Origin of the sequence: Parabacteroides provencensis, assembly GCF_900232875.1 — a bacterium.
GTDB classification, from domain to species: Bacteria; Bacteroidota; Bacteroidia; order Bacteroidales; family Tannerellaceae; genus Parabacteroides; species Parabacteroides chinchillae.
The window spans coordinates 661,794-686,192 of sequence record NZ_LT960489.1; the positions used below are offsets into that span (position 1 = coordinate 661,794).

Sequence of the window (24,399 nt, forward strand, 5' to 3'; positions counted from 1 at the left end):
TAAACAAACAGTTGACATCTTTTTCTTTCTTCCGCGCTTCATCTTCCAATCCTATGTCCGCTTAAAGCATAAAATAAAATATACAAATAACACGGAACAAAAATAATATATGCTTCCTGATAATCGCAAGGGGTAACCTGCCCTACTCTTTTCACTATATCCAAAATAAAACCAAACAAAACAGGAATAACAGCTCCTCCCACCATTACCACAACCAACAAAGAAGATGCAGGTTTCGTAAACTTCCCTAAATTATTGATCGTCAGCGCCCACAGACAGCCCCACATGATAGAATGTGCAAAACCAAGACCTGCTACACAATAAATAGCCCGTGCCGCCGGTAAAAAAACGACTAAAAGCGACATAACCAAAGCCAACAAAGCAAATAATGCCAAAGCTCTATCCTGTCGCATCACCTGCAAAACAAATATACTAACAACATATCCTGTAATCATACCTATCGGGCCTATTGCCGAGTAACGTGCTGGATCGTCTACTCCTATCACATTTGCAAAATCAATAACTGATGCCATCGGAAGTGTTTCTACTCCAACATATAAAAACAGAGCGACTGCACCCAGCAACAGATGCGGGAACTCCCAGATACTTGTTTTTGCATTTGCCTTAGCTATTGCCTCCTTATTATTTACATCCTCTATTTGTTCATCAGTTTCTCCTTCTGCTTTTACTTCCGGCAACGGAAGAAAATATATGCATACAGCCAACAAGGTAATAACACCTCCTGCTATTCCAAAGGGGATATTAGCATTAGCAATTACAGGATTCTTTATGTCAATAAATAAACTCAAGAAGATAGGACCTAAAAACCAGGCAGATTGATTCATAATGCCCATCATACACATCCGTTGAGCCGCTTTTTCCAAAGGGCCACATATTGTTACATAAGGATTTATTCCTGTCTGTAAAAGAGTATTTCCTATCCCTCCTATAAAAGACGCTACCAAAAACATGTAAAACCCAGCTATAGAAGTACTCATCCGGGCGGATAAAATAAACAAAAACATCCCCGCGCTCATTATGCAAAGTGCAACTAACAATGATTTTTTATATCCAATCCTTTTAATCACCCATCCAGCAGGAATGCCAAACACAAGAAATGCTGAAAAGGTTGAAGCCAATACCAAATATGACATTCCTTTACTCAACGAAAATGTACCCTCCAAAATAGGTACCATGATGCCATTGATACCAACTCCAAAGCCTATGATAAAAAACACAAAAGCTATAATAATTAATGGAAACAGATATTGTTGTGTTTGTTTCATATTAAATAGAATTAGGATTATTACTATGATACTCTACCAGCCCTTCCATGGGCTCTCTAATAATACGGCCCAATTTCATATTATATTCTTTTACTATTTCACATAAGATATCCTGGAATACCCACCCGATAGATCCTATACAATTAAAGGTAAGAGATTCATATCCGGGATATTTACAAACTATATTTTTAAAAAAATCACGGAACGCTTCCGCTACCAATTTTACGGCATATTCATTTTCTTTACATTGCATCGTTAGGAAACGTGTAAAATTTGCACAGTACCGGTTAGGCATCTTATCCATATATATACGATGCACCAGCTCTTCTCCCGATAACTGATATTGATTTTGAAAGAACCGTCTTATTTCTACAGGCATATCTTCTCTTATATAATCACGTATTATACATTTGCCTATATAGCCTCCACTACCTTCGTCACCCAAAAGAAACCCCAGCGAATCGATATTGTGAGTTACGTTTACTCCATCATACAGGCAAGAATTGGTTCCGGTTCCCAAGATTGCAGCAAAACCGGGTTTGTTTCCTAAAAGAGCTCTGGCAGATCCCAACAGATCCATTGCTACAAACAACCGAGCTTTTGGGAAAACAGGCTGCAGACCTCGGCGTATAATTAAAAACTCTTCCTCATAACAACCTGCGCCATAAAAATGCACTTCTCTCACTTCATCCCATGAAAAACAGGGAGGTAGCGCCCCTCGCAATGAGCGGGTGATATAATCCTCGCCAACATAACAAGGATTATATCCTTCAGTGGAAAATTCAACGATTTTTTTTCCGGAATCTACCAAACACCAGCTTGTTTTCGTTGATCCGCTATCCGCAATTAATATCATATCAATAATTATTTTCTTTTATTTTGTTTATGATAAACGGAAATGTTTCCTTCGAGAAACAGGTAGGCTGCGCATACCAGAAAAAAGATTCGTATCCTTCATAGTCTTTTGCCCGGATATGCGGTGGTGTAGCCAAATAGCTGGAAACATCATTTGAATATGCCACCACAGATACCTTCTGTTCCGGCCAGATAGCACGTATAGCTAATCCATATTCCGTAGTAACTTCTCTGGATAATGCCACTAATTTCCAATCACCCACATTCAGTGTTTGGTAGTAAACCGGCATTTCCGGCAACTTTCCGTTTTCTTCCAGAGAAGCCAACTGTATATTTGCCCAATTCACATCCCGTTCTGCTGCTATATCATTCTCAATTTTCAGACTTCGCTCTCTAAATTGTAAAATCTGTTCCTTTGTCCAAGGAGCAACAACCGGCGGTATAATCGTATCAAAACTATAAGATACAGCTCCTTTTATTGGTTTTAAATCAGCCTTCATTATAGTTGCAACAGCACCTGCCAGTTTTCGAGCCGTTGTCCGAAACGGATCAACCGGATTGACGTCTCCCGCAAAAGCTTGTAGAAAAATACTATTCCGTATATCCCCATCCTGTTCCAGTAATTCCTTTGTATAACCCGGATAATTTGCATTCAGGGTATACCTACCCACCTCCGGATCAGGAAAAACAGGATGGCAGCCGGCCATAAATAAGACTGTCTTTTTCTTATCTTTATCGGCTACAGAAACAATAACATCTACCACATTATCATAAATAACATCTTCTCCGGTCAAGCTTCTGTTTCTTCCGATACTACATGTGTCTCTGCCAAAATAAAGTGAAGAAGGTTCCATATTATCAAGCGACTCTTCGATAGCTTGTACAATTCCTTTATACACTACATTCAGTAAATAAAGACTATCAGGGTATTGATTCGGCTTTTGCCATGTAGCCCAACTTTGAGTAACAGGGGCGTAATGGGTGTGTGAAGCATTGATCAATATGGCATTCTCATCGACTCCTCTTTTTCTTCTTATTTCAGCTTTAATGTCATCTGTCAATGATTTATTAAGGCCACAAACATCGACACCTACAATCACAACGGTTTTACCATCTTTTCTTATGCTCATGGCTTTCGCCTTTATATCACCTACGGAAGAATGTTTATTGCTATACAAAAAACCATCATCAGATACGACATATAAATGACCATCCAGACAATTAAGGTGTGCCACATCAATAGTAAATGTTTCATTATTTTTGTAGCCTATCCGTTGCCAACGTTCATCCGCCTTATCCAGCGATCGTTGGTATAAAATAGTATCTTTTGTCAAAACATACAGTCGCTTGTTATCGGATGCTATTTCTGCAATTTCCGGAGCAAAACCTATATCATTCCATTCAATAACAGTTCCATTCAGAACACCTTTGTATAAATGATCCTGCAAGTCTACTGCATACAGATTACCATTAGAAGAAGTTATACCTTTCACCTGTGGTACAAACCGTACGTCTTCCCATACAGCAATACCACTCTCCAATAATGTTCGTACCAAACGATTGTTCATTGTTACGCCATACAAGTATCCGTCACAAAACGAAATTTGTTTTACTGAGGGGGCTTTGCCAATTTCCCGAGCAGGCAGCAATTGCTTTTTGTCTCCATAATACAACCTCTTTTCTCTGTCAAGAATCACAACCGAATCTTTACAAGCTGTAACCGACAAAAGTTTATTCTCCCCTAAACAATCCCAAGTAAGAGAAAAGCGACCTTCCCAAGGACTTGCATAGCCCCCCAACGTCACAGAAACAGTTTCATCTGTCGGCTCCAAACTTACAGAAGATGTACCAACTTCATATCCGGAACTACAAGCTCCCGCAAATAGCACCACCATTAACAGGATGCCTATATTATTAATAATCGACCTCATGCCCCTCCTTTTTATTTATTCAATTGCTTTGCATATTTCTGTATTTTACGGATAGCTTCTACGATCTGGTCCATATCCTCCCTAGAACCCAAAAGCATGTATTGAAGAAGCCATACACCTTGTTCAGCCAATTTGTCATTTTGTGGACATTCATTGCGCTCCAGCCATTCTTTCATAGCTTTTTCACCGTATATCTTCAAATAATGTTTATTTGCAGCCAACTTCTGTACATATTCACTCTTGTTCATCGAACCATAGCCAGCGGAACAAGGAACTCCTTCTTCAGAAAGTGCTTCCAGAAATTTCTCACGGCTCATACCTGCAAAATGAGACGGATCATATCGGAACATATACAAATGATAAGCTCCCATAGTTACACCGTCATACAACTTTGCAGGAGTAATTCCCGGTATTTCACTTAACGCTTTATTCAAATAGGACGCATTCTTATCCCGTATCCTCGCTTGTTCTTCCAAACGACTCATTTGGGCAAGCAATAAGCCCGATTGGAATTCCGTCAATCGCATATTAACACCACGGGTACCTTCACCACCAACAGCAAAAGAAGTACGGGCTCCTCCTTGACCTTGATTATGAAAAGCATAGCAACGTTGTATAAATTCTTCATTATTAGATGTAATGGCTCCTCCCTCCGCACAATTCAGATTCTTTGAAGATTGAAAACTAAAGGCTCCTCCTAAACCATAAGAACCAACTTTTTTACCTCTCCATTCTGCCAAATGAGCCTGGCAAGCATCTTCAATTATCGTAATATTATGCTTTTTGCCAATATTCAATATAGTATCCAAGTCTGCAGGAAGGCCACCAATATGTACAGGCATAATCACTTTAGTCTGAGAAGTAATAGCAGGTTCTATTTTGCGTGCGTCAATCTGGAATGTTTCAATATCAGAATCAACAAATACAGGCAATGCATAGTTAAGAGTTACAACATTATAAGTCGCAACAAAAGTATAAACCGGAATAATCACTTCATCGCCCGGACCCAGATTTAGTGCCCCAAGCATTGAATATAAAGCAGCCGTACCGCTAGATACACCTAACGAATGTTTTACACCCAGCATTCTCGCATACTCTGTTTCAAAAGTGGCAGTTGTATTCCCATCAAGACGTCCCCATTTTCCGGTTTTCAGTGTATTTATCAATGCCAATTCTTCAGATCGGCCATAAATCGGCCAACTTTGAAATCCTTTCGGATGCGCTTTAGCTCCTCCCAGCCTGGCAGGTTTAACATCCGATTTCAAAGAACCGGCAATTGAAAATGACGGAGCAAACAATAAACTTCCTCCTAAGAGGCTTGTAGTCTCTAAAAATCTTCTTCTGTTCATTTTATTTTCCATGGCATGTATATTTAAATGTTTTATTTAATAGTTTTCAGGTAATCAAGCGCTTTGCGTACATTCTGATATTTAAGGATCAATTGTTTGGCTTCTTCATAATCAGTTAATCCCGCTTCTTCCATCAGCATCCGGACAGAACGGTCCACAACTTTATTATTAATAAGCCGGACATTTACCATTTTATTATCCTCCACTTTCCCTAACCGGATTAAGACTGATGTACTTATCATATCAAATATCATTTTTTGAGCCGTCCCACACTTCATACGTGTACTACCAGTCACAAACTCCGGTCCTAAAATCAATTCAATCGGATAATCACAATTAGCAGCAATTGGCGAATCAAGGTTGTTTACCAAACATCCGCAAGGAATACCCAGTTCCCTGCATCTTTTCATTCCTGCCAAAACGTATGGTGTTGTTCCACTGGCAGAGATACCCAACACAAAATCACTCCCGGAGACTTCAAATAAATCCAACTGCCGCACGGCGTCTTCTTCGCTATCCTCCATTGCTTCCAGCACTTCCAGCAATCGTTCTTCACCTCCGGCCAGCAAACAGTTAAATATTCCATGTTCAATTCCATAAGTATTAGGCAATTCTACTTTATCCAAAACAGACAACCGGCCTCCGCTTCCGGCTCCCAGATAGAACATCCTTCCTCCCTCTCTTAATTTAAGCTCAATCATCTCCACAACTTTTGCAATCTGAGGCAATACCCTTTGAATAGCAACCGCCACTTTCTGATCTTCTTTATTTATATTACTAACCAACTCCATCACCGACATTTTTTCCAGATGATTATATAAAGACGGCAACTCTGTAATCTTTTCCATTTTATTTCAGTATTAATTTATTCGTAACATATAATTATTTATCCAGTAATTTTCCCGAAACTTGCAGGGCATAATTTTCGACAGCCATAATAACCAGGCACAATCTCATTCTTCATCATGAATGACAAAAATTATCAATAATAGAATGGAGATAGAAAATGTATGTCCGACTGGAGCTTAAAACAGAAAGGCCGTAAATTTTTAATGTTCAGTTTTTCAATTGTCCAAATCCAGATATAGTAATGGCTTGCCACTCAATATGTATATATTTGCAGTCCCTTATTAAGCTATTAATATCAGGTATTGATTTATCTGAAAACCAGGAATGTTGGCCCATACCCCAGTCATATGCAATCTAATTATTTCTGTTTTTTACCCATAAGCAAATGAGATTTTAGTTTAACAATTGTATTCTTTCTCTTTCTATAAATATGACAACTCAGAAAAGAAATCAGGTGAAAAAACTTGTTTTTTTTCACCCGATTTACATTTAATATTAATCAATAATTTTCATTATCCTGTTATTCAATCTGAGTTAATGGCGGTACATTATTGTCAGCTCCGTCATATCCTATATTCTGGTTAATAACTCCTTGTGTATTGGCCGTAATTACACTTTGAGGTATAGGCCAAAGCACGTGATGAGGATCCATTACCACATAATTTGCCAACACATTAAGTTCCGTTTGATAATACGTATTATACTTCATTACCCTATCATAAAACCAGCTCTTTTTACTAAAATCCTGCAATGTATACCCGTTCATACCTGCTTTTGCCATCATATAAGATACGCGTACCAATTCGGAATGCCTAGGTTCTTCTGCGAATAACTCACGAGCACGTTCATCAAATATAAAATCAATCGTTACTTCACCTGCAGTGACAGGTTTAGCCTTTGCCCTAAGTCTGACTTTATTTATATCATCAGCGGCAGCTCCCATATTTCCTTGCCAATAGTATGCCTCAGCCCTCAGCAAGAATGTTTCAGCCAGTCGGAAAATATACCAATCACCGTTACTTCCCATAGGATTTATTGCCGGGTCGGGAGCCGGAACATACGTTATATAATGTGGAAAAGCAAATGTATAATAAAATGTATCTGCTAATGCCGCAAAATATTCGGGGTTTACCGGTTTCCCATAATCTACCGATTTTGGGTTATTATATTTCAACTCATGCATATCCACCCAATTTTCATCAGCCCGGCGCATATCGGATGTGTTTTCCCAGGTATCTCCCTTATAAGACCAGATATCAAACCTGTAATAGGGTGTATTTACCAGATTCGGATTTGCTTCTCCATATAAAGCCTTATATTCGCCTCCATAAACCATACCCTGCTTTCCTTCACTATCTAATACAGCCGGATACCACCAGCCACAATTGTAGTTTCGCATGGTACGAAGTCCGGCAGTTTTAGCCTCGGCCGGGGCCTCAAAACGGTCGATACAAGCCAGGATAGTTTCAGTATTTTCACTCAAATTAAAATTTTCAGGACGATGCAAATCCCACATTAAGTTATATTCCGGCATATCCAGGTCTTTTCCAAACCGATGCTCCATTAATGCATACGAATAGTCATTAATGACATGATCGGCAGCTTCTATGGCTTTATCATACTTCATATTTGCCAGATAAACCTTTGTCAGAAGGTGGTACCCGGCTCCTGCAGAAACACCACCTGCCGGCGTAGATTCCGGTGTTGGAAGATATTTAACTGCAAATTCCAGATCTTGTTCCAACTTTTCCAGGATTGTCCATCTGCTATATGTTGCAAAATCCAGTTTCGGCCCGAACAATTCTTCCAAAATCAAAGGTACATCTCCATAGTTGTTCACCAACCGATAATACCAATAAGCCCTATGCCACAAAGCTTCAGCAACTAATGCATTTTTTTCGTTTTCGTCTTTCCACTCGATATTATCAATACGGGATATTAAGACATTTGAATTTTTAATAAATTCATATGCACGGGTAAACATTGTCAGGAAAGGATAATAAGTAGAACTGCTAGGTGTCAATTTCCTAAAATCCAATTGAACCAATGGAACACCTAAATCGGACGCAGCCATCTCAGAACAAATAAAATGTCTCTCTCCTGTGTTATCAGCCCTCAAATCCTTACGCATGGTCAGGATCAAAGATTCAAAACCGCCCTTGTCTGTATATACATTTTCAGGTGTGTAGAAAGAATGCGGCTTAGGGTCCAACCATTCGTCCGAACAAGATGTGTGGAAAAAAGCAGCAAAAAATGATAAAAATATAATTATACGTTTCATATTACTCTGTTTTTAAAGTGAAACATTCACGCCAAAAGTATAAGTCCGGGGAAGAGGAGTATTCAATGATTCAGGATCCCATCCCATCCAGTCTGTAAAGCAATAAAGATTACGGATAGAAAATGAGAAACGTGCACTATTTACAAACAGCTTTTTCGCAATCGCTTCCGGTAAATTATAGCCGACCGAAACATCTTGTATCCTCAAAAACGATGCAGGTTTATAAACCTGGAAATCTCCCCCGTATGAACTTGTACTCATCCTGAGTCCACCCCATTCCTGATTACGATTTTCCGGTGTCCAATATGGAAAATCAAATTCATTAATACGATTATACTCATAACCATCTCTACGTTCGGCCAAAGATGCACGGGCTATATGGCCTAAATCCGCACGAAGAAAAATTGAAGCCGTAAAATGTTTCAGAAACGTGAAATCGTTACCAAATCCCAAGCGAAAACGTGGACTGGTGTACCCGATAAACTGTTTATCCATCTTATCTTCGTATTTTCCGTTATCATCCAGATCTTCACTCTTAAAATCGCCCGGTGCCAAATTATACTCTTTAGCAGCCTCAGCCTCTTCCATCTGCCATACACCTACGATATTATATCCCCATACCCGGTCGATAGACTGTCCTGGAAACAATCCATTTGTATAATCAGGTAATTCGCCATTGTGTTTTTTCCCCATCAATATATACTCGCCATAATCGCCAAATAACTTTTTAATTTTATTTCGATTTAAAGAAAAAACCAAGTTACTATTCCAACTAAAGTCCGGATTGTCTATATTCTGTGTATTTACAGTTAATTCAAAACCTTTGTTACCCAACTCACCTAAATTTGTAGTAATATTGGAGAAACCTGTCAATTCCGGAAGCTTACGGTCCATTAACAAATCGGTTGTTGTCATTGAGTAAAAATCCGCAACTACTGAAATTTTATCATTCAACAAAGACATATCTATTCCAAAATTGAAAGATTCCGTACGTTCCCATTTCAAATTCGAATTTGCCAGGGAGGTATTGTATACATTTGAAACAGCATTTTTCCCATCATAATACAAGCTGGAAGTTACTGTAGCCAGTGCAGAATATTGTCCGATGGATCTATTTCCGTTTACTCCCCACGAAGCCCTTAGCTTCATTGCATTTACATATGGGACTTTAAAAAACTTTTCGTCAGATACTCTCCATGCCAAAGCAACTGCAGGGAAAACAGCATACGGATTTTTTTGTCCGAATGCAGAATATCCGTCCTTTCTAACAGAAGCTGTCAACAAGTATTTCCCCATCAAAGTATAGTTTAGTCTGGCCATTGCAGCATTTCCCGTCAATTCCGTATCATTATTTTTCACTGAAACTTTTTGTGCCTGTTGCAAAGCGCTCCATCCAAGATTAGCATTCGGGGCAAAAGTTTCTCCGGTCATATCCGACCCCCAATCCCTGAACCGCTCAGCACTATATAATAATGTCAAATCAAAATTGTGATCACCAAACTGTTTATTCCAACGAATGATATTATCTAACATCCATTCAAATTGGGAATACTCTGAACGAGTACCGTATCCTTTAGAATAAGCTATTGATCCGACATAAGTTTCGGGACCCCAGAAATTATAATCTTTCGAAAATTCATAACGAGGCTGAAAATTCATTTCATATTTGAAGCCAAAAGGAAGGTTTATTTTCGCAAACAAAGACGAGAACAATGCGTTTGCCTTTTTATTCCGTTCTTGCTCTTTACTTAAGAATGGATTTTGTACGCCCTGATAGCCAGACGGATACCACACCAGCGATTCATCTTCTTTATAAATAGAGCAGAATGGGCTAACTCTGGCTGTATATGATACTGAAAGAGGGCTCTCATCTCTACTTGTAAATTGTGTATTTAAACCGACCGTCAGCCATGATGCAATTTTAAAATCCACATTCAGGCGAGTTCTCAAAGCCGAAAAACCTCCATCCCGAAGAATCGTTTCGTTATCATCATATCCCAAAGACCAGTAATAGTTTGTATTGTCCGTCCCTCCCGAAATACTTACATCATAACTTTGCCTCAACCCATTCCGAAATGCCATATCTGCCAAATCGATTGTATTCCCAGCCATAAAATTCTCATGCTCAGTGGGAAATAGATTCAGACGTGAACCCCATTCCGATTTATTGTCTGCACTCGGATTAGCACTTGCATTTCTCCATTCATCCAGTGATGTATCAGCAGGTAATTCATCCGGGTTATAATAGAAATACGGATATTTATTCGGGAACCAGGCAGTCATAGCATCTCTTCTATATTGCAGGAATCCTTCGGCATCATACCCTTTGAACTTCCGGTTTGAAGGTTGCGCCACGCCTATCTGGGCAGAAAAATTAATCATAGGTTTACCCTTTACACCTTTTTTTGTAGTGATAATCAATACTCCTGCAGCTGCTCTCGACCCATACACAGCAGCAGAGCTTGCATCTTTCAAAATATCAACAGCCTCTATATCGTTCGGGTTTATATCGCTTAGATTACCATTATATATAACACCATCCAAAACTATTAAAGGAGAAGTAGATGCTTTCAATGAAGTAGGACCTCGAACCTGCAATTTTGAAGCCCCATCACTGGCTGCACCCGATTGCTGTGCATAAAAACCGGCAACTGTTCCCAACAGCATATCAGATACCTGGGTTTTAGCCTGATCTTTATATTTTTCAGCATTTAACCTCACAACAGATCCTGTCAGATCTTTTTTTCTTACACTTCCATAACCAATAACCACTACTTCATCTAATTGTCCGACATCTTCCGACAAAGAAATATTGAATGTATTTTTGAGACCGACAGTTACTTCTTTGGGCAAGAAGCCAATATAAGTAACAACTAGAATAGCATCCGGGCTGATTTCAAGAGAAAAATTCCCATTCTCGTCAGTTATCGTTCCGTTCTGAGTCCCTTTTTCAACTACATTTGCCCCTATAACGGGTTCATTCAGATGATCTTTAACAATGCCGGTTACATTTTTCTTTTGCATTATCACCGGACTACCGGAACTTTCCTGTTTTGGTATAATCACAATATGGTTACCAACCAGTTTATAAGTTGCATTTTCACTTTGTAATAATTGTTCCAATATGCTGCCCACTGATTTCTCTTTGACTTTAACTGATACAATTTTATCTAAATTAATATCCTTTAAATCATACCAAAAAGAATAGTTGGTTTGTTCTTGTATACCCTTGAATACTTCGTTTATACTGACATTTTCCATATCTAATGTCACACGAGCCTCCTGAGAATACGAGGTTGCCGAAATAGAAAATACCGCTACAAAAAGAAGTAATATGGATATTTTCATAACATTTATACTTTTTTTATTGCATAAGATCTCGTATAACAGATCCCTGCTGCATAATTTTTGATACATTTGCAGTTAATTATTAAGCTGTTAATAATCGGTTTTCTGATTGTTGACAAATCTGAATTGAGGAATGTTGGCCCATTCCTCAATTTCTTCAAACATTAATTAGTTAACTTATATTTTCACTCATAGGCATTAGATTTTTTTAGGTTCGACAAGATTAACAAATTAATAGATATCTATTCTGTCATTAGTGGTTTTGTACTTAAACTTACCGCTGGACGACATAATTTCAAGTATTTCTTCTATTGATTTATTATTGCGGAAATCGCCTCCAAAACGCTTCTTTTTCAAGTTCTCGTCATGAATAACAATTTTCACATTAAAATTACGCTCTAATATTTTTGTAATTTCTTCAAAAGTTTCTCCATTAAACACCAAACGCCCGTTTATCCAACTCAACGCATTGGCAACCATCTGATGATCTATAATAATCTGTCCGGACATCCTATTATAAACTCCTGTCTCCATCGGCTTCAATATAATCGGTTTTACACTTCCGTCCTTAGACAGAGATACAGAACCGTTAAGTAAAGAGACTTTCACATCCTCATTCTCCGGATAAGCATTTACATTAAATACCGTACCCAATACAACAACATCCACTTCTTTGGTTTTCACCACAAAAGGCAGTTTTTCGTTTCGTTCAACTTCCAAATAAGCTTCCCCCGAAAGCAATAATTGCCTGTTATCTTTTCCAAAACCATTATTATAGCGAACCGTACTACCGGAATTAAGCCATACCACAGTGCCATCAGCCAGTTTCAATTTTGTCTTTGAGCCGTTTGGACTTGTTATCTCTGACAAAACCAAACCTTCGTCCCTACTACTTTGTATGTTAAAATATAAAATCGTATAGTAAGACAAAAGAATAAACGGAATCAATACAGCAGCTACTGCAACTGCTTTACGCCATAATGGCATACTATGTTTTGTTTTTTGTCCATTTGCAGAATGAATTCTTCTCTCAAAAAGAATAAATGCTTTTTCATAGTCAAACGGAAACTGGTCATCTGCCACCGAAGATGCATTCCATATATCTTTCATACTTTCATAATATAACCGGTGTTTCTCCGATTCATCCAGCCATTTATTCAGCACAGCTCTATTATCATCTGTTATATCATTTGAAAAACAGTCGATTAACAAGTCATCCCAGTATTCTTTATCCCGAATTTGCATATATATAGTATGTCTATATAGATATGACAAACGAGAAAACAAATCAGGTGATAAAAAATGAATTATTTTTTATTTAAAACGGGAAAAATATAAACAGAAAAGTAAACAAATAATCTTTTAGGTCTTTTCTCAGTTTACTAAGCACCAAACGAATGTGATATTTCACAATATCGACAGTAAGTCCTTTTTGCCGGGCTATTTCTTCATACTTCATTTTATCATTACGGCTCATCCAAAAAATTTCCCTGGACAATTCAGACAAAGAAGAGATAGACTTCTCAATTTGCTCTTCTAATTCCTTTTCAAGCAATGAGCACAGCGGATGTCCATCCTGATTGTAATAAGTTTGTTGCTCACTTGTCAGTTTACCAGACAATGTTTGAAGCAAATCATTATGCCGTGAGCAATGAGCAAGATAGTTTATACAGGTATTCTTCACAGCTTTCATCAAATAAGCCCGCAAAGATTGATTGATAGTCAAAGTACCGCGGCCTTCCCATAGATTAAAAATGACATCACTGACCAGTGATTCAGCAATAAAACTATTATTTACATAACTATATGCAAAAGCACAAAGAACCTTATAATGAAGTCTGTAAAGTTCTTTGTATGCAGTCTCTTCTCCTTTACGCAACCCTTCTACCAGTTCATATTGCTGTATATCCTTCATCTACATATCAGGCATATCTATTCGTCAAAAAGGCATATATGATTTATTCTCAAAATTCGTGTGTTGTCCGTCCATTTTCTTTGCCTCCTCGCCCTCGGGATTCAATTCAATAGACTTTTTCAAGTCTTCAAAAGCCCCCTCTTTGTCGCCTTTCATATTTTTTGCCCGTCCACGTTCGGCATAAGCCTTTCCAAACGCAGGATTCATATCGATAGCATCATCGAAAAAAGAAATAGCCTCATCTAATTTATCCTGAACGATTAACAGCTTACCAATTAAAAGGCTTGCATCTTCATTAAAGGGATTCAGCTCAAGAACTTTTTCAAAATCGGCCATCGCCCCCGTTGTATTCCCCTGTGCTTCATAAATACGGCCTCTCAACAAAAAGGCTGATTCTTCTTCCGGAACAGATTCGATCACTTTTTCAACATCAGCTAAAGCTTCCTGTAGCTGCGACATAGACAATAGAACTTCTGCACGGAGCAAATATGCCTCGAAGAAATCATCTTTCAAAGCAATCGTTTTTGTAAGGTCGGCAACGGCTCCCAGTAGATCTCCGGTCGTCTTTTTAGCTTTTGCCATCAAATAATGGGGCACATGGTTTGTTGCGTCTAACTCTATTACATGTTGGCAAACCGAAATCGCTTCGGCATCTTTATCCAACAAAAACAAAATATTAACCCGTGTAAGCAGCGTATTAATATGGTCGGGTTCCAGTTCAACCATACGGTCTAATACAGCCAAAGCCTTTTCCTGCTCGTTGGCTACAATATATGCACTGACAAGGTATGTCATAGTTTCAAAATCTTTCTGTATATTCAATGCTTCCGTAAAACATTTAACAGCATAAGCAACCCGCCCCATTTTTTGGGCACGCACACCATCGTACTTTAATATATCAAAATTCTTTTGGTTGTTTTTTACTTTTTCTTCTTCCGGATTTTCCGCTTTGGCAGAAGAAAACAATGATTTAAGAAATCCCATACTTTCCCGATATTAGTTTCGCAAATGTAAACAAATTACTCATACCACCACAAACGATTCATAAAAAAGGATCATCCCGATCATTTTTCCAAATCACCCTGATGATTTTCAAAAAACATCCCGATGATTTTATCAATACATTCCGTTCTGACCGGAGACAAGATATTTTGCGAAAAAACGAGATTCAATTACGATACATTAACATTGTCTGAAAAATAATAAGAATCAAAGCAGTTAATTAAATAGCACTCTTCTTGCTTTTTATTGTTTAGTCCCCAACGGCCTATAGTCAGACTTTATATCTATATTTGTTTACACAAAAAACTATTTTTTAAACAAAGTACATACAGACTCATATTATATATTTTTGCAACGTCTCACACTTCAACTACAGAAGTCTTCTGAAAGATTGATACAGGATCAGTTTCAAGTTCATAAACTAATCAACATTAAACATCAACAATTATGAAAAACTTGTATTATACATTCATATTAGCCGGTTGCATGCTAATAGCCTGCGACAAAGAGAACAACAGTATAGATCAACCCGTTCTGCCGCCGGCTCCGGCACCCGAAGTGCCGTCTATAGAAACATATCCACGGATAAAGATAGAACTAAACGAAAGCGAACAACAAATAGTAAATACGACAAACTCATTTGCTTTCAGCCTCTACAAACAACTACAAAATGCTCCAAGAAAGAAAAACGAGAATCTTCTATTATCACCCTTTAGCCTAAACATTGCACTAGCCATGCTTGCCAACGGGACGCAAGGAGATGCACTGAAAGAAATAACAGATGCAACGGGGCTGAAAGGCTTCTCCATAAGTGAACTAAACGGTTACTATCAGAAAATGACGGAAGGACTGAAGAAAGCAGACGGAGGTGTTGTTTTCACCTCTGCCAACTCTATGTGGAGCAACAAAAACATTATACTGAAGGAAGATTATGTTACCACCAATAAAGCCGTATACAATGCCGAATGCTTCGTGGTAGACTTTGCAAATCCATCCACAGTGAACGATATTAATAAATGGTGTGCAGATAACACGAACGGGAAAATTGACAAGATACTGGAATCGACAAGCGCAAATGATTTATTATATCTGATAAATGCCATCTATTTTAGTGCGAAATGGACAAACGAATTCCAACCGAAAAACACCAAAGAAGGTGAATTTACACAAAAAGACGGTTCTGTGGCAACAGCTAATTTTATGCCACAAAAGGGTGAACGTCCTTATTTTAGAAACGACCTGTTTGCCTCCACCAAACTTGAATACGGCAACGGAGCATTCTATATGCAACTCATTCTGCCGAATGAAAATTACACTACAGAGCAAGTGATAGACCAACTGAAAGAACCCGGATACTTGGCAGAATGCAACAACAAATTTTCCACCTACATAGTGGATTTATCACTACCTCGTTTCAAAGTAACCGGAAAAGAAGATTTAATAACAGCTTTACAAGCTACAGGAATAAAGAAGATATTTACTGGCGAAAATGATTTTCCATTAATAACAGATGCAGAAATAAATATCTCCAAAATAAAACAACACACCTACCTGACTGTAGATGAAGAAGGATCGGAGGCAGCCGCTATTACCTATGCAACAATGAGCGGAAGTGCTGGCCCTGCACCTGTACCCCCATCTGCAGACTTTATTGCAAATCGTCCGTTCCTGTTTATGATATGCGAAAGCTCTACCAACACGATTTTGTTTATGGGGGAAGTAAATTCGATATAATACATATACGTTACTCTACGATTCTAAGACAGCCCGTTTTGTTTTAATTTGAAACAAAACGGGCTGTCTGCACTTAGAAATACAAACATAAAGATAACCAGCTATTCCGTTTTTCAATTTTTTAAATAATTTATCTTACAAAGTATAAGAGTATTTATTTATTTTTGCACTAGTTTTCAATTTGTATTCAGACGGATATACCTCTGTAAATACCTTAAAATAAATACCATTTAAAAAACATGGAAAACTTAGAGACAGGACTACTATTGATGGTAGTCGGAATGACTACTGTATTTGCCATCCTACTAATTGTTATTAACTTGGGGAAAGGGTTGATAGTATTGGTGAACAAGTATGCACCCGAAGAAGCATCTATCCAAAAACAGACTCCCGCAACCCGCATATCCCCCCAGGCCGGATCAGCATCAAATCAGGAAACAGCTGCAATTGTTTCTGCCATAAGTGTTGTAACAGGAGGGAAAGGTAAAGTTGTTAAAATAGAAAAAGTATAACATTGTTACATTATATAATATCATGAAAAGAGAAATTAAATTCAGTCTGGTTTTCCGCGACATGTGGCAATCAGCTGGAAAATATGTTCCCAGAGTTGATCAATTAGTCAGAGTAGCACCTGCTATTATAGAAATGGGCTGTTTTGCCCGTGTAGAAACCAATGGGGGAGGTTTTGAACAAGTCAATCTGCTTTTTGGAGAAAACCCCAATAAATCTGTTCGCGAATGGACAAAACCGTTCCATGAAGCCGGCATCCAGACTCACATGTTAGACCGGGCGTTAAACGGACTGCGCATGAGCCCGGTTCCAGACGATGTACGGCAATTATTTTATAAAGTAAAAAAAGCACAAGGCACCGATATAGCCCGTACTTTTTGCGGTTTGAACGATGTGCGCAATATCGCACCTTCAATCAAATATGCCAAAGCAGCAGGTATGATCTCACAATGTTCGTTATGTATCACCCATTCACCTATACATACTGTAGAGTATTACACCAATATGGCGCTGGAACTGATCGAGCTAGGTGCAGACGAAATCTGTATCAAAGACATGGCCGGCATCGGACGTCCGTATTCATTGGGACAAATCGTAGGTAACATTAAAGCTAAGCATCCCGAAATTCCTATTCAATATCACAGCCATGCCGGCCCCGGTTTCAATGTAGCTTCTATTCTGGAAGTATGTAATGCCGGTTGCGATTATATAGACGTGGGTATGGAACCGCTTTCATGGGGTACAGGCCACGCCGACCTGCTTACCGTACAGGCAATGCTGAAAGATGCCGGCTACAAAGTACCGGAAATCAATATGGAAGCCTACATGAAAGTACGCAGCATGGTACAGGAATTTATGGACGATTTCCTCGGCTTATACATCAGTCCTAAAAACCGTCTGATGAATTCGCTACTGATCGGCCCCGGACTGCCGGGAGGTATGATGGGTAGCCTTATGGCAGACCTGGAAAAGAATCTGGAATCAATCAATAAAGGACGCACCAAGAATAATAAGCCTCTTATGACGCAAGATCAGCTTCTGATCAAATTATTCGACGAAGTTGCTTTTGTATGGCCGCGTGTGGGTTATCCTCCATTGGTTACTCCGTTCAGTCAATATGTAAAGAATCTGGCTTTGATGAACGTCATGCAGATGGAAAAAGGCAAAGAACGCTGGAGCATGATTGCCGACGACATCTGGGATATGCTTTTAGGCAAAGCCGGACGCCTGCCGGGCAAACTAGCCCCCGAACTTGTAGAGAAAGCCAAAGCAGAAGGACGAGAGTTCTTTGAAGGCAATCCGCAAGACAATTATCCGGACGCTCTGGATAAATACCGCAAGTTGATGAATGAAAAACAATGGGAATGCGGTCAGGACGATGAAGAGTTATTTGAATACGCCATGCATCCGGCTCAATACGAAGCCTACCGTTCAGGTAAAGCCAAAGTGGAATTTTTGGCCGACGTAGCACATCGCAAAGCGGAAAAAGAGGAAGCCAAAAAGCCGGCAACCCATGACGCACCTGCAACAATAGCTATGCCAACAACACCTCAGGTGATGAATGTAGATGTGAACGGACAAGCCTATCGCGTAACGGTTGCCTTCGGTGATACGACCAACGCTGCTGCACCGGCAGCTTCTCAGCCAGCCTCCGCACCTGCCGCTCCGGCAACAGCAGGAAACGGAAAGGAAGTCCTTTCTCCGCTGGAAGGCAAATTCTTCCTTGTAAAGAATGCCTCAGAAGCTGCGGTTAAGGTAGGAGATACCGTAAAAGAAGGCGACGTGTTGTGTTACGTAGAAGCCATGAAAACATACAATGCTGTCCGTGCAGAATTTGGCGGAACGGTAACAGCCATCTGCCTGTCACCGGGCGATGCAGTTTCAGAAGATGACATATTAATGACAATCCGGTAATGAACGAAATATTTCAAAATCTGTACAATATGACTGCGTTCAGCAACATTGTTGCTGAACCGCAGTTTCTTATCATGTATGCCATTGCTTTCATTCTGCTATATCTCGGAATAAAGAAGCAATACGAACCATTGCTGCTCGTACCTATTGCATTCGGCGTGTTGCTGGCCAACTTTCCGGGTGGAGACATGGGTGTTATTCAAGCCGACGAAAACGGAATGATCAATGTACATGGCGTAATGAAAAACATCTGGCAAATGCCTTTGCACGATATTGCACACGAACTGGGATTAATGAACTTTATCTACTACATGTTGATAAAGACCGGTTTTTTGCCACCTATCATCTTCATGGGTGTAGGTGCACTGACCGATTTCGGTCCCATGCTCCGCAATTTGCGTCTTTCCATCTTCGGAGCGGCAGCGCAATTAGGTATCTTCACAGTCCTACTTGTTGCCATCCTGATGGGATTCACTCCCAAAGAAGCAGCCTCTTTAGGTATCATCGGAGGAGCCGATGGCCCTACAGCGATCTTTACCACCATCAAGTTGGCTCCTCACCTGCTCGGCCCTATCGCCATTGCGGCCTATTCGTACATGGCTCTGGTTCCGGTTATCATACCATTAGTGGTTAAATTACTTTGTTCAAAAAAGGAACTTTCCATCAATATGAAAGAACAGGAGAAGAAATTCCCTTCATCCGTAGAAATCAAAAACCTGCGTGTATTGAAAATTATTTTCCCAATCGTTGTAACAACGGTTGTAGCCCTGTTCGTACCCAGTGCCGTTCCATTGATCGGTATGCTGATGTTCGGTAATCTGGTAAAGGAAATAGGAACAAACACATTCCGTCTGTTCGATGCGGCATCAAACAGCATTATGAATGCTGCAACCATCTTCCTCGGATTATCGGTAGGTGCTACCATGACAGCAGAAGCATTCCTTAATTTCACTACGATAGGTATCATTATCGGTGGTTTTTTGGCATTCGCTTTATCTATCAGCGGAGGTATTTTCTTTGTTAAGATCTTCAACCTGTTCACTCAGAAAAAGATCAATCCGCTGATCGGAGCAACCGGACTGAGCGCCGTACCGATGGCCTCCCGGGTAGCCAACGAGATCGCTTTGAAATATGATCCGAAGAACCATGTATTACAATACTGCATGGCCAGTAACATATCGGGCGTAATTGGTTCGGCCGTTGCAGCCGGTGTATTGATTTCTTTCCTGGGATAATAGCTGCACAAAAGCGAATGCAGATGGCACAGACAAGCGCAGATTCACGTAGATTTTTTAAGACATAATATTATCTGCGCTTGTCTGTGTCGTCTGCGTTCCATAAATACAGATTCCGGAACTGTTCAAAACATATGCCCGCACCGAAATTTCCAATTATTTACGTATATTTAGCGTCCACAAACGATCAAAAAGAATCATAAATGAGAATTTTATACGGAATCATTATTAGCCTGCTCTGTGCATTCACGGCCTATTCCCAAGATGTAAAGCAAACATCCCTGGAGACAAAAGACTTTCAGAACTGGATGTCGAAACTTGCGGATAACACCCGCCTATGCCTGATTTCCATACCGGGAAGTCACGACAGCGGAGCCTGTCGCAATGGCGGCATTTTACTTCAAACACAAGATATAGACATTGCCTCTCAATTAGCAGAAGGAATACGTTGCTTTGATATCCGGTTGCAGGCTATGGAAGACGGTAAACTAGGCGTTTATCACGGACCTGCATTTCAGGATATTTATTGGGAAGAAAACGTTCTGGCAGACTTTATCCGTTTTCTACAAAAGAACCCTTCCGAAACTTTGATCGTATCGCTTAAAAAAGAAAATGGGAAAATATCCGATTATACCCGGTCTTTATCTTCCACTTTAGAAAAACCGGAATATCAATCTTATTTCATTCAGGATTTTCGTCCGGACATTACGTTGGGAGAATGTCGTGGTAAAATTTTATTTATGCATCGCGACCATGCCATGAAGAACTATCCCGGAGTTGAATGCCTGGGATCGGTATGGGGAGACAACGCCACATTCAACATGCCTATGCGAGATAACGACGGGACAGAAGGACGTGCTATTGTAGAAGACGAATACCTTTATCCGTCAGATGAAAAAGCCAGCTATAAAACGCAAGTATGTATAGACAATATCAATAAAAGAGCATCCGAACCTGCCAACTCTGACCTTTGGGCTATTACTTTTGTAAGTGCAACTGCTGTTCCGGTCTCTGGCCCGATACATTTTGCCGAAAAAGTAAATGAACCTGTAGCCAAACATATCCGGAGGTTAGGGAAAAGCAGTTGTGGCATCGTTTTAATAGATTTTGCAGGTTCTGCAAAAGGGAAAATGGTCACGAAAGCACTTATTCAAAGCAATATGTAAATAAATGTACGAATATTGATTATATAAGAACAATTCAGCTTCACTATTTTTTATTAAATCGCAGATGTTTAAAAAATAGGAGATGAAGCAACAATTATCGATATTTTTTATTGGTGTTATATTATTTTCATGTGTCCTGTCCGGCTTTGCCAGAAACGGCTTAAAGGCAGACGACAATCATTATGCGCAGAAAGATTCAGCTGAACGCCGTTCTCTTATCAAAAAAGTATTAGATTATTTCGAAGATTCCAATAAAAACACAAAAAACAAACCGTTTGACTTCAGTATCATAGGCGGTCCCCATTATTCAAGTGATACCAAAGTAGGCATCGGGCTTGTCGCCGCAGGACTTTACCGTATGGACAGGAGAGATACTCTTCTTCCCCCCTCCAATGTCTCATTATACGGCGATGTTTCGACCGTAGGTTTCTTTCTTTTAGGAATACGGGGAAATAATTTATTCCCGCAAAATAAATACAGGTTAAACTATAACCTTTACTTTTATTCTTTCCCCAGCAAATTCTGGGGTATTGGATATGACAACGGTAATAACAACGACAACGAGAGTAAATACAAACGTTTTCAAGCACAGGTAAAAACAGATTTCTTATTCCGTCTTGCAACAAATTTATACCTTGGTCCAAGCATAAGTTTTGATTATGTACATGGTATGGATTTCAGAAAACCGGAATTATTGGAAGGAATGGCAATGACGACTTCCAATCTTACGGGAGGTATCATATTGTCTTATGACTCGAGAGATATGCTTACGAATGCAACAAGAGGATATTATCTAAAAGCAGAACAAAAATTCAGTCCCGCTTTTTTAGGAAACAAATATGCATTCAGTGCCACAGATATCCGCACCAGCATCTACCATACAGTATGGAAAGGAGGCATTTTAGCCGGAGAATTCCACTCTTTATTTAATTATGGGAATCCGCCTTGGGGATTAATGGCTATATTAGGCAGTTCGTATGCCATGCGGGGTTATTACGAAGGTCGTTATCGTGACAAAAATATAATGGAGATACAAGTTGAATTACGCCAGCATATATGGAGAAGAAACGGAGTTGTCGTATGGGTTGGTGCCGGCAATATATTCCATCAATTTGACGAATTACAATTTAAACATACTTTGCCGAATTATGGTTTTGGTTATAGATGGGAGTTTAAAAGAGGTGTAAACGTACGGCTGGATTTAGGATTTGGAAAAAATCAAACCGGATTTATATTTAATATCAATGAAGCATTTTAAGAATATATACCATGCTGTTTTTGATCAGCAAGTTCTATTTTTCTTTTTTTTATTTGTACTGATAGTACCCAATATATTCTTTCTGTTTACAGAAAAAATGTCTTTCCTTGCTAATTTATGCAATATATTGGTACCGCTATCTTTCTATTGGTTCCTGATGTCTTTATCCGCCAAACCGGGGAAAGTGCTTTGGATATTATTTCCTTTTATATTCTTCGGGGCATTTCAATTAGTACTTTTGTATTTATTCGGCGAATCGATTATAGCCGTAGATATGTTCCTGAATCTGGCAACAACAAACTCCAGTGAAGCTATGGAATTATTAGACAATTTAACTCCTGCCATCATTGGTGTCTGCTTCCTGTACTTACCGGCATTGGCTTTAGGGATTGCATCTATCTATCGGAAAGAAAAACTAACCGATAATTTTCTCCGCAAAGAAAAAACGGTTTCTTCTATTATTCTATCCATAGGTGTTTTATTTACGCTTTTTACTTACCAGGTAGAACCCGGATATAAGATACAAACAGACATGTTCCCCTTAAATGTTTGCTATAATGTCGGCTTAGCTATTCAACGCCAACATAAACTCGAACTATACAAAACAACTTCTTCCGGCTTCACTTTTCAGGCAAAACCATCCCATGCCCAGGAAGAAAAAGAAATTTATGTTCTCGTCATAGGAGAGACATCAAGAGCCTTGAATTGGGGACTATATGGCTATGAACGCAATACAACTCCCCAACTTGCCCGGATAAACGGTCTGACAATTTTCAAAGATGCGCTGACACAATCAAACACCACCCATAAAAGTGTTCCCATATTGTTGTCGGCCGTATCTGCAGATAATTACGATTGCATATATAAACAAAAGGGTATCATCACTGCTTTCAAAGAAGCAGGTTTCCATACTGCCTTTTTTTCAAACCAAAGACCGAATCATTCATTTATTGACTTTTTCGGTGAAGAAGCCGACATATACGACTTCATTAAAGAAGACAGTCTGGATTCCAAATTCAATCCATCGGATGATGTGTTACTAGATATGGTTGAAAAAGAAATCCGGAAAAACTACAATAAACAATTCATTGTATTGCATACATATGGATCACATTTCAATTACCAGGAGCGTTATCCTGCTACTAAAGCGGCTTTTTTACCAGACCAGGTGGAAGGAGCAGAAGTCAAATACCGTACAAATCTCATAAATGCATACGACAATACGATTTGCTACACCGACGACTTTCTGTCCCGGCTCATAACAATACTGGATAACACACAGGATTCGGCTGCAATGCTTTACACTTCCGATCACGGAGAAGACATTTTCGACGACAACCGGAATCTATTTCTCCATGCATCTCCCGTACCCAGTTATTATCAATTGCATGTACCTTATCTGATATGGATGTCCCAGCCTTATCTGGAAAATCATATTTCCTTATATAATACGGCAAAAGAAAACAGTTCAAAAGCCATATCCAGTAACTCGGTTTTTCATACTATGCTAGATATCGGAGGAATAGATACGCCTTATAAAAATGACTCGTTATCAGTAGTTAGCAAAGATTTTAAAGAGCAAAAACGATTATACCTGAACGATCACAACCTTCCTATTTTACTGAAAGATATAAAGTTAAAAGAGACCGATTTTAATATGTTTCGTAAAATGGGGATTAAATATTAACTTTTGCATGTAAATAATTGCTTGTAAATGCTGTTATCACAAAATATTTAGCTTAATTTGTGACTTGATATAGGAAAAA

Annotated in this window: 17 protein-coding genes; 7 read left to right on the forward strand and 10 right to left on the reverse strand. The window is 39.2% G+C overall.

The genetic code is table 11. The annotated features are described in order from the left end of the window. Window positions 1-38: 38 nt before the first annotated feature. From CTY47_RS09680 to CTY47_RS09725, 10 genes are all read right to left on the reverse strand, one after another. A complete protein-coding gene (locus CTY47_RS09680) occupies window positions 39-1,286 on the reverse strand; it encodes an MFS transporter (protein WP_099464554.1) in 1,248 nt (415 codons plus the stop codon). A gap of 1 nt (window position 1,287) precedes the next feature. Next, entirely contained in the window at window positions 1,288-2,142 is an 855-nt protein-coding gene (locus tag CTY47_RS09685) for an N-acetylglucosamine kinase (protein WP_099464555.1), read from the reverse strand. A gap of 1 nt (window position 2,143) precedes the next feature. Further along, window positions 2,144-4,072: a hypothetical protein gene (locus CTY47_RS09690; RefSeq protein ID WP_099464556.1), complete on the reverse strand. Its 1,929-nt coding sequence runs from the start codon at window positions 4,070-4,072 to the stop codon at window positions 2,144-2,146. An 11-nt stretch (window positions 4,073-4,083) separates the two neighbouring features. Beyond that, window positions 4,084-5,421, reverse strand: a complete 1,338-nt coding sequence (locus CTY47_RS09695; protein ID WP_199163416.1) for a DegT/DnrJ/EryC1/StrS family aminotransferase — start codon at window positions 5,419-5,421, stop codon at window positions 4,084-4,086. A gap of 32 nt (window positions 5,422-5,453) precedes the next feature. Then, complete coding sequence (locus CTY47_RS09700) at window positions 5,454-6,269, reverse strand: N-acetylmuramic acid 6-phosphate etherase (protein WP_099464558.1); 816 nt, start codon at window positions 6,267-6,269, stop codon at window positions 5,454-5,456. 521 nt (window positions 6,270-6,790) lie between these two features. Then, window positions 6,791-8,551 (reverse strand): RagB/SusD family nutrient uptake outer membrane protein, encoded by a 1,761-nt coding sequence (locus CTY47_RS09705; RefSeq protein WP_099464559.1) that lies wholly within the window; start codon window positions 8,549-8,551, stop codon window positions 6,791-6,793. A 12-nt stretch (window positions 8,552-8,563) separates the two neighbouring features. Next, window positions 8,564-11,899, reverse strand: a complete 3,336-nt coding sequence (locus tag CTY47_RS09710; protein WP_199163417.1) for a TonB-dependent receptor — start codon at window positions 11,897-11,899, stop codon at window positions 8,564-8,566. 231 nt (window positions 11,900-12,130) lie between these two features. After that, entirely contained in the window at window positions 12,131-13,144 is a 1,014-nt protein-coding gene (locus CTY47_RS09715; protein ID WP_233202139.1) for a FecR family protein, read from the reverse strand. Between the two features lie 73 nt (window positions 13,145-13,217). Then, window positions 13,218-13,814 (reverse strand): RNA polymerase sigma-70 factor, encoded by a 597-nt coding sequence (locus CTY47_RS09720; RefSeq protein ID WP_099464560.1) that lies wholly within the window; start codon window positions 13,812-13,814, stop codon window positions 13,218-13,220. Window positions 13,815-13,838: 24 nt separating this feature from the next. Then, window positions 13,839-14,798 (reverse strand): tetratricopeptide repeat protein, encoded by a 960-nt coding sequence (locus CTY47_RS09725; RefSeq protein WP_099464561.1) that lies wholly within the window; start codon window positions 14,796-14,798, stop codon window positions 13,839-13,841. Between the two features lie 465 nt (window positions 14,799-15,263). Between CTY47_RS09725 and CTY47_RS09730 the strand changes: the two genes are divergently transcribed. The 7 genes from CTY47_RS09730 to CTY47_RS09760 all read left to right on the forward strand — a co-directional run bounded on the left by CTY47_RS09730 (window position 15,264) and on the right by CTY47_RS09760 (window position 24,320). Further along, entirely contained in the window at window positions 15,264-16,550 is a 1,287-nt protein-coding gene (locus CTY47_RS09730) for a serpin family protein (RefSeq protein ID WP_099464562.1), read from the forward strand. A gap of 239 nt (window positions 16,551-16,789) precedes the next feature. Further along, entirely contained in the window at window positions 16,790-17,062 is a 273-nt protein-coding gene (locus CTY47_RS09735; protein WP_099464563.1) for an OadG family protein, read from the forward strand. A 22-nt stretch (window positions 17,063-17,084) separates the two neighbouring features. Beyond that, entirely contained in the window at window positions 17,085-18,974 is a 1,890-nt protein-coding gene (locus CTY47_RS09740) for a biotin/lipoyl-containing protein (RefSeq protein ID WP_099464564.1), read from the forward strand. After that, window positions 18,974-20,209, forward strand: a complete 1,236-nt coding sequence (locus tag CTY47_RS09745) for a sodium ion-translocating decarboxylase subunit beta (protein WP_099464565.1) — start codon at window positions 18,974-18,976, stop codon at window positions 20,207-20,209. Before CTY47_RS09740 ends, CTY47_RS09745 begins: the two co-directional genes overlap by 1 nt. 203 nt (window positions 20,210-20,412) lie before the next feature. Continuing rightward, window positions 20,413-21,375 (forward strand): phosphatidylinositol-specific phospholipase C, encoded by a 963-nt coding sequence (locus tag CTY47_RS09750; protein ID WP_099464566.1) that lies wholly within the window; start codon window positions 20,413-20,415, stop codon window positions 21,373-21,375. Window positions 21,376-21,457: 82 nt separating this feature from the next. After that, window positions 21,458-22,633: a BamA/TamA family outer membrane protein gene (locus CTY47_RS09755; RefSeq protein ID WP_099464567.1), complete on the forward strand. Its 1,176-nt coding sequence runs from the start codon at window positions 21,458-21,460 to the stop codon at window positions 22,631-22,633. Then, window positions 22,620-24,320: a lipid A phosphoethanolamine transferase gene (locus tag CTY47_RS09760; RefSeq protein WP_099464568.1), complete on the forward strand. Its 1,701-nt coding sequence runs from the start codon at window positions 22,620-22,622 to the stop codon at window positions 24,318-24,320. Before CTY47_RS09755 ends, CTY47_RS09760 begins: the two co-directional genes overlap by 14 nt. The last annotated feature ends 79 nt before the right edge of the window (window positions 24,321-24,399 follow it).